Annotated in this window: 13 protein-coding genes and 1 pseudogene; 7 read left to right on the top strand and 7 right to left on the bottom strand. The window is 51.2% G+C overall.

The features are described 5' to 3' along the window. Window positions 1–89: 89 nt before the first annotated feature. Both ACZ9IM_RS18185 and ACZ9IM_RS18190 read right to left on the bottom strand, forming a co-directional pair. Complete coding sequence (locus ACZ9IM_RS18185; RefSeq protein WP_476224635.1) at window positions 90–1,289, bottom strand: MFS transporter; 1,200 nt, start codon at window positions 1,287–1,289, stop codon at window positions 90–92. A gap of 86 nt (window positions 1,290–1,375) precedes the next feature. Then, window positions 1,376–2,335 carry an alpha/beta hydrolase gene (locus ACZ9IM_RS18190; RefSeq protein ID WP_427623949.1) on the bottom strand — a complete coding sequence of 320 codons (960 nt, stop codon included), beginning with the start codon at window positions 2,333–2,335 and terminating at the stop codon, window positions 1,376–1,378. Between the two features lie 331 nt (window positions 2,336–2,666). On the opposite strand from ACZ9IM_RS18190, the gene ACZ9IM_RS18195 reads away from it, so the two are divergent. Together ACZ9IM_RS18195 and ACZ9IM_RS18200 are read left to right on the top strand one after the other, a co-directional pair. Then, entirely contained in the window at window positions 2,667–3,584 is a 918-nt protein-coding gene (locus tag ACZ9IM_RS18195; protein ID WP_427623948.1) for an AraC family transcriptional regulator, read from the top strand. 143 nt (window positions 3,585–3,727) lie between these two features. Beyond that, window positions 3,728–4,252, top strand: coding sequence for a cupin domain-containing protein (locus ACZ9IM_RS18200; RefSeq protein WP_427623947.1), 525 nt, complete (start codon window positions 3,728–3,730; stop codon window positions 4,250–4,252). A gap of 518 nt (window positions 4,253–4,770) precedes the next feature. Here ACZ9IM_RS18200 and ACZ9IM_RS18205 read toward each other — a convergent pair. Further along, a complete protein-coding gene (locus ACZ9IM_RS18205; protein ID WP_476224636.1) occupies window positions 4,771–5,052 on the bottom strand; it encodes a helix-turn-helix domain-containing protein in 282 nt (93 codons plus the stop codon). Between the two features lie 91 nt (window positions 5,053–5,143). On the opposite strand from ACZ9IM_RS18205, the gene ACZ9IM_RS18210 reads away from it, so the two are divergent. From ACZ9IM_RS18210 to ACZ9IM_RS18230, 5 genes are all read left to right on the top strand, one after another. Next, on the top strand, window positions 5,144–5,578 hold the full coding sequence (locus ACZ9IM_RS18210) for a hypothetical protein (protein ID WP_476224637.1): 435 nt from the start codon (window positions 5,144–5,146) through the stop codon (window positions 5,576–5,578). A gap of 66 nt (window positions 5,579–5,644) precedes the next feature. Continuing rightward, the gene (locus tag ACZ9IM_RS18215; protein ID WP_476224638.1) at window positions 5,645–5,863 is read left to right on the top strand and encodes a BPSL0761 family protein; all 219 of its coding nucleotides are present in this window, start codon (window positions 5,645–5,647) and stop codon (window positions 5,861–5,863) included. A 96-nt stretch (window positions 5,864–5,959) separates the two neighbouring features. Next, complete coding sequence (locus ACZ9IM_RS18220) at window positions 5,960–6,544, top strand: DUF6088 family protein (RefSeq protein ID WP_476224639.1); 585 nt, start codon at window positions 5,960–5,962, stop codon at window positions 6,542–6,544. A gap of 299 nt (window positions 6,545–6,843) precedes the next feature. Then, complete coding sequence (locus ACZ9IM_RS18225; protein WP_476224640.1) at window positions 6,844–7,320, top strand: antitoxin Xre/MbcA/ParS toxin-binding domain-containing protein; 477 nt, start codon at window positions 6,844–6,846, stop codon at window positions 7,318–7,320. Between the two features lie 119 nt (window positions 7,321–7,439). Then, window positions 7,440–8,261, top strand: a complete 822-nt coding sequence (locus ACZ9IM_RS18230) for an inositol monophosphatase family protein (RefSeq protein ID WP_476224652.1) — start codon at window positions 7,440–7,442, stop codon at window positions 8,259–8,261. Between the two features lie 104 nt (window positions 8,262–8,365). Here the strand turns inward: ACZ9IM_RS18230 and ACZ9IM_RS18235 are convergent. From ACZ9IM_RS18235 to ACZ9IM_RS18250, 4 genes and pseudogenes are all read right to left on the bottom strand, one after another. After that, window positions 8,366–9,185, bottom strand: a pseudogene (locus ACZ9IM_RS18235) (TolC family protein); the annotation flags it as partial. A gap of 113 nt (window positions 9,186–9,298) precedes the next feature. Continuing rightward, window positions 9,299–10,981 carry a Shedu anti-phage system protein SduA domain-containing protein gene (locus tag ACZ9IM_RS18240; protein WP_476224641.1) on the bottom strand — a complete coding sequence of 561 codons (1,683 nt, stop codon included), beginning with the start codon at window positions 10,979–10,981 and terminating at the stop codon, window positions 9,299–9,301. 234 nt (window positions 10,982–11,215) lie between these two features. After that, window positions 11,216–11,950 (bottom strand): hypothetical protein, encoded by a 735-nt coding sequence (locus ACZ9IM_RS18245; RefSeq protein WP_476224642.1) that lies wholly within the window; start codon window positions 11,948–11,950, stop codon window positions 11,216–11,218. Between the two features lie 261 nt (window positions 11,951–12,211). Beyond that, on the bottom strand, window positions 12,212–14,848 hold the full coding sequence (locus ACZ9IM_RS18250; protein WP_476224643.1) for a P-loop NTPase: 2,637 nt from the start codon (window positions 14,846–14,848) through the stop codon (window positions 12,212–12,214). Window positions 14,849–15,338 lie beyond the last annotated feature (490 nt).

Consider the following 15,338-nt stretch of genomic DNA (forward strand, 5'->3'; position numbering starts at 1 on the left):
TGATTTGGGGTTTACGACCGCGCGGGTTTGGCTTTACCGGCACGCTTTTCCCATACCACAAGATATGCCTTGGCATGTCTTGTGGTATTTCAAGCGATGTTCATCGCGGCAAGAGGCTCCCGCGATGCTGCGCGTGCAGCCAGGAAGGCAAGAACGGCCGCCACGCCCAGCACAGTGGCGCTCAATTCGAAGGTCGCTCGATAGCCGCTCAAGTCAAAGACCAGCCCGCCAATGGTTGCACCAGACGTGATTGCCAGTTGGATGATCGCCACCATTAAGCCGCCTCCCGCTTCAGCAGCGTCTGGCAACGTTCTCGCCAGCCATGTCCACCATCCCACGGGCGCAGCAGTCGCAACCAGTCCCCAGAGGCCAAGCAAAACAGTCGTGGTGGCCGCCGAGCTACCGAATGAAACAAGCGCCAGTGCAATCACTGCCATCAAGATCGGGATGACGATGAGGGTTCGATGCAGACCATTTTTCAAGAACGCTTCAATCAGGAAGGTTCCTGCGAGGCCCGCAATACCCAGGACGAGCAACATCAACGACAGCATGGAAACACTGACGTGGGTGACCGTTTCAAGAAACGGGCGCAAATAGGTAAACAGCATGAACTGGCCCATGAAAAACACGCTGACCGCCAGCATGCCTAATGCGACCGGCGTGCGTTTCATCAACCTGAAGACGTTGCCAGTGCCTGAACCGCTTTGCGATTTCATCGGTGGAAGGCTTAACAACAGCCATACACAAGCGACTATCGCGACGGGGATGACGCACAGGAATGCACCGCGCCAGCCAATCAGGGCACCGAGAAAACTGCCCAGTGGCGCTGCAATAACCGTCGCCAAAGCATTGCCGCCGTTGACGGTTGCCATTGCGCGAGTGATCTGGTCATCAGGCACCAGGCGCATGGCGGTTGCCGCCGATAATGACCAGAAGCCACCTATCGCAACACCGATCAGCGCGCGGCCGATCATGAACACCCAGTAGTTCGGGGCGAACGCGACTACTGTTCCAGAAAGAATCATAAGCAGTGTCAGTGAAAGGAGCAGCGGTTTGCGGTCAATCCGCGCAGCCACCGATGCGATCAGAAGACTGGTGAACAAGGCAAACAGCCCCGAAACGGAGATTCCCTGGCCGGCTTGTCCCTCGGTGACGTGTAGATCTGCGGCAATCGGTGTCAGGAGGCTGACGGGCATGAACTCCGATGCCACCAGCACGAAGGCGGCGAGCGACATGGCGAATACGGCGCCCCATGATTTATGGGGCACAGGGAGGAGGTGATCAGTCATTGGTTGAATCCTGTATTGCGCGAAGCGTCGTAGCCCCGAGGACGAGGCTACGAGAGAAGTGATGCCCGGCCAGGGCACCGATCAGATTACTTCAGGGTGCTTTTGAAGAACGTGGTCAACTTGGCGAATGGAATGAGGTTGACCCGGTCGTAAAGATCCACGTGTCCGGCATCTGGAATAATGAGCAACTCTTTAGGCTCGGCGGCCCGCTTGTAGGCGTCCTCACTGAACTCGCGTGAGTGTGCCTGGGCGCCGGCAATAAACAGCAGCGGGCGAGGGGAGATAGTCTCGATGTCATTGAACGGATAGAAGTTCATGAACTTCACGTTGCTGGTCAGCGTCGGCATGGTGGTTGTCTGCGGCGATGCGCCGGCCGGAGTGACTTCGCCTCGGTGGGTGCGATAAAAATCGTAGAACTCGTCACCCACGGCATTGCCGGTCAGTTTGAGCGGCGTGCCGCCGGTGTAGCGGATATCGCCACCCTGGAATTCGGCATAGCGCTGCTCGGTGGCGTCGCGAATGATCTGCTGGCGTTGTTCCGCAGTCACTGCGTGTTTGAGACCGTTACGGTTGGCCGCACCCATGTCGTACATGCTGACGGTGGCGATGGCCTTCATACGCGGATCAATCTTGGCCGCACTGATAGCGAAGCTGCCACTGCCGCAGATGCCGAGGACGCCAATTCGCTCAGGATCGACAATTGGGTGAGTGCCGAGAAAGTCCACGGCGGCACTGAAGTCTTCTGCGTAAATATCGGGCGAGACGGCTTGGCGAGGCACGCCCTCGCTCTCACCCCAGAAGGACAAATCCAGGGACAGGGTGACAAATCCTTGTTCGGCCATTTTGGTGGCGTACAAGTTCGCACTCTGCTCTTTCACCGCCCCCATTGGATGGCCGACGATGATGGCGGCGTTCCTGGATTTGGGGGCGAGGTCTTTCGGGGTGAACAGGTTGCCCGCCACCTTCATACCGTATTGATTCTTGAAGGTGACCTTTTCAACGGTCACTTTCTCGCTTTTGTAGAAGTTGTCCGCGCCGTTTGACATATCGGCTCCCATTGAAGAAAAAGAGGTGATGAGAAGCCCCAGGGCAAGAAAAATTCCTTTCACCGGATAGTCCTTTCGATTGAGTTGTAGTTTGCTGGAGTGCTTTGACCCAGTGCTTAATCAGCCAACATGGCGTTGTCGATCACGAAGCAATACTTGACGACATGGGAGATTCCTCAATGGGTGTGTCGGATGAACATTCTCCGGTTCTGCCCATACTCCCTGTAGTGCATATCGCTGGATTACTTGCCTGATTCTATGAGTCTCTGTTTTTTTGCAGGACGGTCGTGAACTGGCGAGTTAGAGTTCAGCGAAGAGGTACTAGACGAACATGACGATCAAACACGGCACCGCACCGCAACAGACATCGCCGCAAGAAACGCTTGCGCAGATCATCGGCGCGCAGATCCCGAAACCAGGTGATTACGGAACGCCCATTACGGGCCTCGGCTTCTTCAGGCGCGAACATCCATCGCCGCCCGTCGTCTGCATGGTCGAGCCAAGCATCATCCTCGTTGCCCGGGGTGAGAAACAGCTCTGGGTAGGCGGCGAAGGCTATCCGTATGACACGTCGCGATTTCTGATCACCTCATTGGACTTGCCTGCCAATTCGGAGGTGCTGGCAGCAAGCCCGGAACAGCCATGCCTGGGACTCACTTTGAAGCTCGATCTGCGCATGCTGGCTGAGCTGATAGCACAAAGTGACCTACCACCGACCCGTGATCGATCAGTTGCGAAGGGGGTAGGAATTGGTTCAGTGACCCCTGCAATGCTGGCGTCATTCGAGCGCTTATTGGCACTGCTCGATGAGCCGGAGTCCATTCCTGTTCTGGCCCCCTTGATTCAACGCGAGATTCACTACCGTCTCTTGCAAAGTGATCAGGCGAGCCGGCTACGACAAATCACTTCTGTCGATGGCCAGGGTTATCGAATCGCCAAAGCCATCGATTGGCTGAAGTTGAATTACACCTCGGCCCTTCGTGTCGACGAACTTGCCGCCCGGGTACAGATGAGTACGCCTACCTTTCACCACCACTTCCGTCAACTCACCACAATGAGCCCCTTGCAGTACCAGAAATGGCTGCGACTGAACGAGGCGAGGCGATTGATGCTCAATGAACACCAGGACGTATCCAGTGCGGCTTACAAGGTTGGATATGAAAGCCCGTCCCAGTTCAGCCGCGAATACAGCCGTCTGTTTGGCGTACCTCCCAAGCGGGATATTGCGGTGTTGCGAGGGCAGGGGTAGCTATAGAGTCAAGCTGACGAATTGCGTTTGCTCACGCTTTTAAACGCTATCGAGATAAAACGACTAAACAACCATTTAGCATAGTTATAATCTATCGAATAGATATTAGTAATAGCTACAGTGTTTTAAGGAGGGCAATCCACATGACCAACAGTGAGCTCAACATTCAAATTCCCAGCGCTGAAGCAGTCATCGCCGCATTGGCTCTGGAGCCTCACATGGAAGGCGGTTTCTACCGAAGAACCTTTCAATCTGATCACCACGCTATGGTCGAGGTCAATGGAGGTCAACGTCACTTGATGACTTCAATTTATTACCTGCTGACCAAGGATTCGCCTATAGGTCATTTTCACTTGAATCAATCGGACATCGTTCATTACTACCATTTGGGAAACCCGATTCAGTACAGCCTGATTTTTCCAGACGGCACGTTGAATATTGTGGTGATGGGCAGCGATGTTATCGCCGGGCAATGTCTGCAGCTGCATGTACCTGGTGGCGTCTGGAAAGCTTCGCAGCTGATGAATGGTTTGGCGGAATACGGTTTGATCAGTGAAGCGGTTTCACCAGGATTTGATTTTGCAGATATGGAGATGGGCAATCGGCAGAAGCTCAGAGAACAGTTTCCCGAGCATTCAGAGCTGATTGGAAAGCTGACGCAAGGATGAAGGGCTTGGATGAATTGAGGGCTTCAAAATCTGCGTGCAACCGGGCTAATCCTGAAACATCATGTTACGTGTAATGTATATTATGTTAAACCAGATGCCATGTTAGAAATGTTCATGAGTGTTCATTTTCATCAAGTACCCGGAAGTAATTTCATAAATTTCGGGGCATCAAAGATCTAAATCTGGGTATTTTCCCGCTATTTACACTCTTGCCTACCAGCCTTGAGACTCCGCTAGTTTAAAATTTTCCCATCAAATGCGTGCGCAACCTGATCTCGCAGCACGGCATGATCGTTGGATGTATTGATGCGCCTAGCCCAATCGCGTTTAACGCGACTTGGTTTTTGCACTGGTGCACCGCAGGTTTAGGCTTGCACCCACAAAATCCAGCTTATCGGCCGATGCTTCTTTCGCCGCGATGAGGCGCCTAACACCCTCCAGCGTCTCATCACGAGCGAAATTGACCTTTTCTTGTGTCACGAAAATCTGGTGAGCACTGAACCTACGATCAATGGCTTTCAGGAATCAATGGCTTTCAGATCCTTTCGCACTTGAGCTAAAAACGCTTTGGGATCCGTTATGTTTTCCTTTCGTATGTAACACGCTGTAACTAGGCTGACGGGATGAACCCCCAAGACGCTGCATAACTCCTCGAGCTTCACAAGCGTCGGGCTGGTACCACCTCGCTCAAGTAAGCTGACATTGGTGCGGCTGCTTACTAACGAAAAATGCTCCTGCGTCAGGCCCTTCCGGAGGCGAGCCTGTCGGAGCGTCGCACCAAATGCTTCTTTCAGTTCCATTTTGCTTTCTCACAAAAGGAACGATAAAGCGACATTGCGCAATATATGACTACAACATATATTGTTCATTCGAGATGCTGAGGTACCAGCGATGAGCAACGATCATGACGGGCCAACCATCATTTCCAGCCTTTTCAATGCCGATTTTCTGGGGCGTCCGTTCATGCGGCAGACAGTCATGATCCCTTGGTTTTACCTCGAAGCACACGTACGCTACGGTAAGGAGTTCGTAGGTGAAATGCTCATGGTGTCATCATTTGACGCGCTGAAAGACATTCTCAAAGTCCAGCACGAGTCATTTCGGGTGCGCTCCATTCAGTACGTAACTCCGGGTTTTGTAAATGAAACCGGTCAATGGAAAATGGAGCCGCTCCTGGAAGCGAGTGAGGCTATCAATCAACAGGGTGAGCGGGTTCCACTTTTCAAGGTTCCTGATCGAACCTACTCGCATTTGGGTGTGAACACCGAGGTGAACCTAAAAAACGTTAGGGTTCTGTTCCCCGCCGTCAAAAGAAAGCGCGACTGATATCGTGCATTTCTCCGTGATACGCTGGCGCAAGTGTTGCAGGTTCCCCTACCTAAGGAGTCAGTGATGACGATGCCGCATGAGCGTACGCGATCGATAATTCAGACCCGAGACTTTCTGGTTGATCTATCCGGTGACCAAGCGTTGCCTGAATCCGTACATAACGAGGCTCGCCGGCTCTTGCGTCATTACCCCACTTCAGATGAAGTTCTGCTGGCTGGAAAGGTGGAGGAACAAATGAAAAATGTGTTCACAGCCCGCTTCCTGAGCTCCACAATCGACTAAGCAGTTTTGTCTAACCTTGTAGCACTGCTTCGATAGCTCAACGTTTGAGATACGTTCAAGTGCTTCCTAATTTTCCGTTCAAAACTGGTGTGTGGTATGTCTGTTACCGCCAATATCGTCAAGCGCATCAAGTACACCCCCAAAGGACAGCCTTTCAGCATAGACCGTTTCGCTAGCGCAGGTTCGCGTGCGGCTGTGGCCAGAACCTTGTCCCGGCTCGCTGCGTCAGGTGAGTTGGCACGATTGAGTCGCGGTATTTACATGCGGCCAAAGCTCAGCTTTTTCGCCGGTAATGTGCGGCCAAGTACTGAGTCAATTCTCCGAATGATCGCTAGAAATAATCGCGAGATTATTCAGGTGCATGGTGCGGAGGCGCTCAGGTCTTTCGGGTTGAGTACCCAGATGCAGATCAGGCCTGTTTTTTACACGAGCGGTGCCAGTCGCGAGTTAAAGGTTGGTCGGGCAATCGTACGCTTGCTCCACGTTTCCCCTGAAAAATTGCAACATGCCGGAACGAAGGTCGGTTTAGCTCTCTGCGCCCTCTTCTACTTAGGCAAAGCAGGAGTGAATGACGCCGTCATCGCCAGTATCAAAGCTAAGCTAGACCCATCTGAATTCAAGCAACTCGTCGACAGTGAGATTCCCGCTTGGATGCAGGTCTCGTTCTGTAAAGTAACTTAAAGGTCATCACAGGATGCATCCACCGAGCCTCAGGTGACCGGCAACGGAATGGGTACCACCGCCAGGACAGCGACGAATTCATCGAGGGACAAAGCAATTCTTAGCAGACTCTGAGTATAAATGGGTGATCGCAACTATCGCGCAAACCGTGGTGATTGGCACCTAGGGCATGGTAAGGAAGCGCAGTTGGGGTCGAGCATTTGCAATTTTCCGCCACCAAACAGTTCACCACACAGAAATGCTCAGGGCGGAATGTTTGCTTCATTTGACGGATTTACCTAGTTTTCGATGGAGCTGAGATGAACTCCCCAACGACTGCTCAACGTCAGGCAAGCAAGAAAGAAAACCTCCGTGACGCAGCGATCACTGCATTTTGGGATTTCAGCGCCAATCGCGATTTACTGATGGAATCGGAGCGACTTCTCCAGATCAAGGCAGGCTTATCCGCTCATCTTTACCAAGCGGTTCGCATAACCTTTGACCTTCAGGACCGTAGCTTGGAGGCGCTGCTCAATTCGCCAATATCCACGCTCGAACGACGTCGGCGTGGGCAAAAACCTCTCGACCATACCGTCTCAGAACGAATAGATCGAATAGCCATTGTCTGCCGTTTAGCTGAAGAGATCTTCCAGAGCAGAGATATGGCCACATGCTGGATGTCGAAACCAAATAAAGCCCTCGGCGGAAATAAGCCCATCATGCACTGCGGGACCGAAATCGGAAGTCAGCAGGTTCGTCGTGTGCTTCAAACTTTGAAATGGGGGGGCGTTGCCTGATGAAGGCCAGCGAAAGTGCAATTTCATCATAGGGGCGCGTGTATGCGCTTTGTAGACCAAATGGGAGCCTCAATAGGATATCCCCGTAAGGTAATCACAGGAGAGCGAGTGTGCGCAAAATGGATGACATCAACCTGATTACACTGCTCGATCAGGTAGTGATCGAGGTGATGCTTGCTGGTGAACTCTTAGTCTCCGAGTGGGAAAGGCCTGGAGGCGCTCGTGGTTATGACGACAAAGCAGCGGTAGACGTCGAGATTGAGCAACAGCTTCGCAAATCTCTACTCCAGTTGGTTGACTGTGATTTTTGGGGTGAGGAAACTGGGCATGCTTTAACTAATCATCCATGGTGTTGGGTAATCGATCCAAATGACGGTACTGCTGATTTCCTGAAAGGTGTCAAAGGCTCATCAATTTCTGTTGGCTTACTACGACACTCGATCCCAGTACTAGGTGTGGTTTACGCGCCTGTAACTGATGACCGCGGTAAAGATTGCATTGCGTGGACAGAGGGACTACCACACCTGCTTCGCAACGGTTCCCCCATTGAAGTGGATCTGAGTCAACAAAATTTAACGCCTGACCGGCTTGTTATGGTCAGCGCTGCCGCGGTGGGTAGACCTGGAGAAAATAGCGAGCTGTGCTTCCCTGGTAAATTCCATGCCATGCCGAGCATCGCCTATCGGCTTGCCCGTGTAGCTGCTGGTGATGGGGTCTGCGGTGTTTCGCTTTATCCCGTATCGGCTCATGATGTGGCCGCCGGGCACGCTCTACTTAGAGCGAGTAAAGGCGAGTTGTTCGACCAAGACAGCAACATCATCACTTATAGCACCGACATGACTAAGGTCTCACTCAGATGCTTTGGAGGAGCTCAAGATGCGTGTGTTGATCTGCTAAATCGAGATTGGTCGCGGCTTTTACCTCCTAAGTTGACCCCATGATGTTTGAACAACAAACAGAAGAGCAGGCAGACAATGCGTTCAGTAACCGAATGTAATATCCGATAACGCGCAGACCCGGATATTGCATGGTGCACCCTAGCCGTTCAGTGCTCGATGGCTTGCCAGCCTCCCCCCAGGCTCTGGATCAGCGCGACACTTCCCTGACTGAGCTGGCCCTGGGTGTCCCGCAGGTTCTGCTCGGCTTGCGGCAGCACCAGTTGCTGGGTAAGCACCGCCTCTTGGCTGACGGTGCCAGCGCGCAACTGCGCCTCCTGACTACCGAACATGGGCCGCCGCCGAGCGTTCGGCAGCCACCACATCGGGGCGGCGCAGGAGCAGGGTAGAAGGCAAGGTCAGCGGTGGCCGAGGCAGGACGAAGGTGAAGTCATTTCGAGATGCTACAGCAGACTCGCTCGGTGCCACGCCCACCAGCACCGCCAAGGCATGTTCGTATTGCTCGCGATCGCGCAGCGAGGTCTGCAGATCGGCAATTGAGGTAGTCAGTTGATCCTGGGCTACCAGCAGTTGGTCGTTTGTGGCAACACCCTGGGTGTACTGGGAATGGATCATGTCCAGCAGCTGCTGATTGATCTTCTGTTGCTATTGCTACAACCGCACATCGATATTCATCTGCCGCAGCGCGAAGTAGTTACTGGCTACGCTGGAGCTGATGGACAGCCGCACCCCAGCCAGCAAGGCATCGGATTGCTGGGCCGTCGCTTGGCTCGACTCGATGCTACGGCGTACCTCGCCCCACAGGTCCGACTCCCAACTGGCGGTCAAGCTAGCGCTGACGCTGTTCTTGACCCCGCTTGAGGTGGTGTTGGTGGTGCTATCGCCGCCCTCCCCCCGCGAACCCGACAAGCCCACGCCAACCGTCGGCGACAGCCCGGCCCGACTCGACGCCACCTGCGACTTGGCCAGACTGGTCTCGGGTATTGATTCCAACGTCCAGCCAGGCTCATTTTTAGTTGGTTGCGACAGGCTGAAAACGGCCATAAGCGGACCTTCTGGAAGGGCAACTTTTGCCTGTGGATTCAACCTACGGGCCTCGATTCTCCCTCAACCCAGAGTGGCAGCAGGTCAACCACCTGTGGAGCCGCAGCATCCTCAAATGGCTTAAAGTCAAAGTATTGGCACATTAAACTGAGCTCGTCCAAGGTAAACCTTTGCCGAATTTTCAGCATTACCTCATTCATACTCACACCATTTTCGTCCTGAGTGCGCAGATTCCAACGGGCCAGTTCCGTGCTTTCTTCATGTTCGGCAGACTCTACGAGGCGGTGATCTTTTATCAACGACTGCGAGTATCGAGCGGGAGAGAGGCTTCCAGAAAAAAACCTTCCTGCCAGCATGTAAGGGTTCACACTGCAAGAATCTCCTGATATATCAGCCATGTAGATTAATGGCAGATAGATCCCCCGCATAAAACCCGACAAACTAGCAATCACCATTAACCAGTTTGTTATAAATTTATACGTTCCAACATCCCTTACCTTGGCAGTATCTCCCAATGCTTGCAAATTCCCGGGAAGGCAATGCTGCACAACGAAGCGCAAAACTGCTCGCCTTGCCAGCGCATCTATTTCGAAATTCTTACTATTATTCTCCGCCTCCACTACTGGATACGGCATCATTTTAGAGGACCTGCCTTCTACCAAAGGAACCTGTCTGTAATGCACATCGCAATACAGTCTCATCTCAAACTCCTTGCGGCTGTTGCCCTCCCCCCAAAACCCTGTTTCCTTCACGTCATAACGATGGAGTAAAAATCCTCCATTAAATGATTGGAAGCTTTGTAATATTCGATTCTGGCAATTTTGCCATTCGCAGCAGTTCATGGATCGACGAAAAACCTCCATCAACTTGTTTGCTCTGTACATGTCAAAATAGAATCCGTGACGCCCCATGAGTTGTACCCGCCACGGGTCGCCCTTGCGTTTAGCTCCGTTCTGCCAATGCAACAGTTGCTCCTTGGCCTCAGAGGAAAGCTTAAGATTTTTATAAGACTCAGCGTCAATACGAAGGATACTTGGCGTACAGTTCTCCAGTAGCTGAGCGTGCCTCACAGAAAGACTATTTACTACATATCCATCACCGGCTTTTGACAGAATATTTTTAGTACCGCTGCTATAAGGAAGAGCGGCGATAACATCTTCGTAGGTCCAAATTTTCATATTCCGATGGTGAGCGAAGTTGTTAAGCTCTGTTTTATACAACGGGCCGGCAGGCAAAGCGCCCGAGATGATGAGCATGTAATCAATTTGCGGAACGGTTTCAGGCAACTCTTCGGGAAGCAGATTTTTCAGCAATTCTAAAAATCTGACTTTAGCCCCGCCATCGCGCAAGTATATTTGCCACCTTTCGACTTGATGCACGGCTGAAATAAAGTCGCTGTGGAATTTATCAGGCTTGTTTTTTTGGAAGATCTTCCGAACTGAATTTTCAAGCTCGATCAGGGTTATTTTAATCACCCCCGAGGAAACCGACACATACACAAAATCGGTAATTGCTCGATGATTGATAGGGAGTTTCGAGATCACAACATTGCAGAATACTCCGCCCGAGAGCACGTCTGGCGTGGGTATCAGGCTTGAATTTTGCGCCATGAACTTTTGAATTGCATGTTCATTTGCCTTCGTGCCTGAATCGTTGTGTGTATTTCCCTCGTACAATATCTCGCGAAACTTTTTGATCAGCTCATCATTGGCTTTGTGCATACGTGGAGGCTCGAATTATTAGAAAACACTGGATAAAGCGCGCATACCCGTTATTCCCTCGTGAAACTGCAAGGTGTACAGGAGCTTTTTTTGCCAAGAGATCGAACACTCAGCATTTTGTGTGGCGAAGTACTTGACCGTCATGAACGTAGAAAAGACCTTGCATGGACTCTCTCTGGAAAGTAGTGAGCGGTTGCCATTAGGGGGTGCTACAGCTCAGGACGATTCACTTCATCAATCGACGCTAGCACTGCATTTCTGCACACCTTCAAGCTCGCTAAAAAGCTGCTCCAAAAAAGCCTCAAAATCATCGATAACTTCTGTGAGAAACCTCTCATTTAACTCTAGCCTTGGATCGACTAGATATGAAAACTCCTCACTACCGTCCTCTTCACTATAAGGATCACATGGTTCTGTCATAAGAAAACGATCAAGTGAAATGGAAGGTGTCTTTTTTATTATCTCAACGATTGATTTGTCGATTGCAATTTCTTCGTTGATATCTAAGCCAGCATGGATAATTTTGTTTCTGATTTTTGCGTAGTTTTTTATTTTTCCCCACTCATTCTTTTCAAAAGGCGATGTAATTCCCATGCACTTTGAAATATAACCTTTTGCTCTTTCTATTCCGGCGCCGCTTAAGTCCTTGTAGCTTAGTTCTGAATTAGCTTCCCTTCTGTAGAATTCACATACACTATCAAGGATGTGTTCGATATAGGAGTATTGAGTTATGAAAATCGAAGACCAATGAATTGCAGAGAACTCAAACTCAATTTCGTATTCTCGCTCTGATGCGAGCTCACCAAATTTTTCCCGATAAAATTCGTCATCTATCCCTGCGAGGAATTTACTATTGCCTTCTTTTTTTCTATTTAAACCCCCTCCCAATAGCTCATCAGAAAATTCAATATAATCCCTTAGCCTGTTAAGCTTTTCGGAGATATTTCTTCGGTAATATCCTTTAAACATAACTCTTGCTCTTCAAGTAGGACTGATAAGAACCCATTACTAGTACCAAGTGCATGTGGAAACGCCTCTCGACTTTCTAGGCAGGCTATGACCCTTTTTCCATCCGCTTCGCCACTCGAGGTGTATTTCTCTTGGAAAAGAACGCATCGTATGGCCATTTCAAATATCGGGCGAGAGCGGGCGATCCCAAGGCCGATCACGAAGTGCCTTGGCCTCTACAGCGAGGCACCTTTAAACGTCCAATCAAATACATATACCGAGTTAAGTGTGCTTGAATTTATGTATGAAATGCCGTTGAATTTGATCAGCCTCTTGCCATCCCTGAATTCTCATCGCATTAATTGCTTCGCGAATTGGTGTAATCGTTTCAATATCGCCTACGATAATAGCGGCGGTAACTGTTTTCATCAGCTTTCGTGGGCTATCCGCGCTTTCAAAAGTTGAAACAATCATCTTACCTAACTCGGCTCTGGTGACTGGATCGTGCTCAGGGGCAATAAGCTCGGAGACCCTTCGCACCAAATCCTTTTGGTTTGAATCCCAGGCATCTGCTCTCCGAAGGACGCTTATGACTGTGCGGATTACCTTGAGCGATAGCTGAGATAATTTCATACGCCGAGCAGCTGATATAACAGTATTGAGAATTGTTATCGAAGGGCGCTCTGATTCGATATATGCCTCAATCATGGGCTCTAAACGTAATGTGGCCGCCCTCTCCGTAGCGCTGACTCCAAGCTGCAATACCGCGAGAGTTTCGTCAGCTGGGAAGTTGTGCTTCATCACCCAAGATGCAGTTTGTTCAATAACTACAAGCTGTTGCGCAGGCGAACCCATGTCTTGTACTCGATACACAAATCTTCGCCGACCAGGAGCATTCGGCTCGCGTTCGAAGAATTCGAGTATGCGTGGGTAGAGCTCCTCATAATCTTCACGTCGCCTGAAGCTCAATGCCAAACCAACGTCAACACTATCGATGACACGGTCCGCTTTCGCCGCAGCAAGAAATTTTTGCTCAAGCGCAGGTTGCCCGAGTGACAGGAGCATTTTTGCCAAGCGATGAGCGTCTGAGAATGACGCATGGTCAAACAGTTTCTGGATGCCATCCGCCAAAAGTTGTCGTTTTGACTTCACCTCTTCGATTAGATCGTCGTCAGCTAGAACATCTCTCAGTAAACGCACCACAAACCGTCGCTCCGCCACCATCTCCGAATCGCAGATGTCACAAAATTGGATGGCGCGATCAACAATACTCAAATGCTCATTTTCGAGGATTGCCTGCGCGACCAGGGAATGGCCAACCTTTAGGCGAGAGACCCCGTTTTTAGTTTTTTGCAATGACACCAAACCAAAAAAGCTTTCGTCTTTCCAGAACGCTATCCCATTTGGTCGAATGCGTTCGAACAGCGATAGCGGAGCCGATTGGTCATAGCTACCCGGAACGCACAGATCTAAGAAATCATCGAATGCCGCTTTGGTACGTAAAGGCCTAAGAACATTGGCGGCAAACTCGTTCAACGATCCTCCCTGTAGTGTCAGCGATAACGCTAGAAGTTGCCCATGCTCCATGAACCGCGCGATTTGACCAGTTCCTACCTGCGCCGCAGGCTCTCGATCAGTACTGATAAGGTCACGCAACTCTTCAACAAGCTCAGTTGACAGCGGCCCGAGGCGCACCGGGTGGATTGCAAGCATGGTCATTTCCGATTTCTGGGACACAGCCACAGGTCGGCTCGTTCCAAGAACACACAGGCCGGGTCTGATATGTCGCTCGAGAGCCTCAAAAAAATCGGAATGTCGCCATACGTCATCGACTATCAGGAGCAGCGGTTTGCTGGAGAGCATCAGCAAACTCAAAACCGCCTTCCAGCTCGCATCATCAACTTCTCCGGGTACTACCACCTCTAACACAAGGTGAGTACCTGCTTGATGAGCATCCCATGCAATACGGCGGACCAACGCGCTTTTGCCGGTGCCAGAGTTGCCCTCCACGACAACCATCCCGCCCGAGGCACGGATATCGGCCAAGGCTCGGACTACTTCCGAAACCTCTGACCTCGACACGTCTAGACCGTTGGCTACTGCAGCCCATAAGCTCTGAACTGCACCGTGAAGAAATGCAGTTCGCATCGAGCTCGTCATTACGAGAGACCGCTTGGCTGGAAGCAGTCGGCAAGCAGCCCCATCCTTTCCAGGATGTCCATCGGGCAGACCTACCAGATTCTCGACGACGTCCGAAACTTGAAAGCTTGCTCTCGGCACCAATGCTGCCTGTAACCTCGTGATACTCGACCGTACATGCTCTGGCGGCACACCAAATCTCACGAGGTTCCAAGACGCTTGGGCAGTAAGGTCTGCGATCGCCTCCTCATGGAGAAGAATCTCGAAAGTCGCATTTCCCAAGACATTTCGAAGGCATTCCAGCACCTGATCCTCGTCCAGGCCTTCTCGATACTTTTCTGAAATCAGTGGTGCGATTGCCTCCGCATGGTTCTGGACGAAGACTCGTCGCAAAATCTGAAAAGCACTCTCCTCGTAAGGCGCACTCGTGCAAACAAGACGAAAACCAGGGAAATTAGCACCAAGACCCTCTCGTGCCGTAACGGTGATCATATCCCGTGCAAAACCAGCAATGACATCTTTGAGCTTTGAGTAGCTGAAACTGCCTTGCTGGTGATCTTTTGCTTGGATTAAGAGCTCACGATTCCCGGCAAACCTGAGATCGACATCCTGAGCACCTTCATACCGCAGCTCCACAAGTTCCCTTTCTCCCGTTAGGAGCCAAGTAAGCCTAACCAGCGCGTAGGCCTTCTGGAATGAAAACCCTTTTTCGGCAATAGCGCCCCCCGTCCGAGGTTTGGTATTAAGATCATTGCCATCCACAGACCACGCTGAACCCATGCTTTGTCCCTAGGGATTTCTACAAATTTAAAGTTGTCTCCGGCGAAGTCGGTGACTCACCTGAGTGCGGATAGTCGTACAGAAATATGCGCGCGCTGGGCACCGGTGCCACATTTACTGGCTCAGGCTAAGCCTATCATTTCCGTAGTACGCCAGGACAAATCAGCTACGAAATTACAACGCCACCTGAGGCCAGGTCACCACTACTAGGGAAGGTTGAATATGAACACCAGCGTAGAAATGCCAACGGAGACCGTTTTGTCAGAATGCGACTCGGATCGGTTCGAAATGTCACCCACTTCCTACCTCGACCAAATACTTGATCGAGAGCTCAGGCTCACGCTACACGGCATTGAGCTTGGCTCTGAGAGAGACGACTCGATGGGTCAGCTAACGGTCCAGGCTGTGTGAAAACGCACTGAATACGTCGAAAGTTGAGAGCTACGGGTGTTGCCTGCGAAACCAGCAGACTGAAGCGCGAATTGCCCTG

The organism is Pseudomonas sp. TE12508 (genome assembly GCF_056279485.1).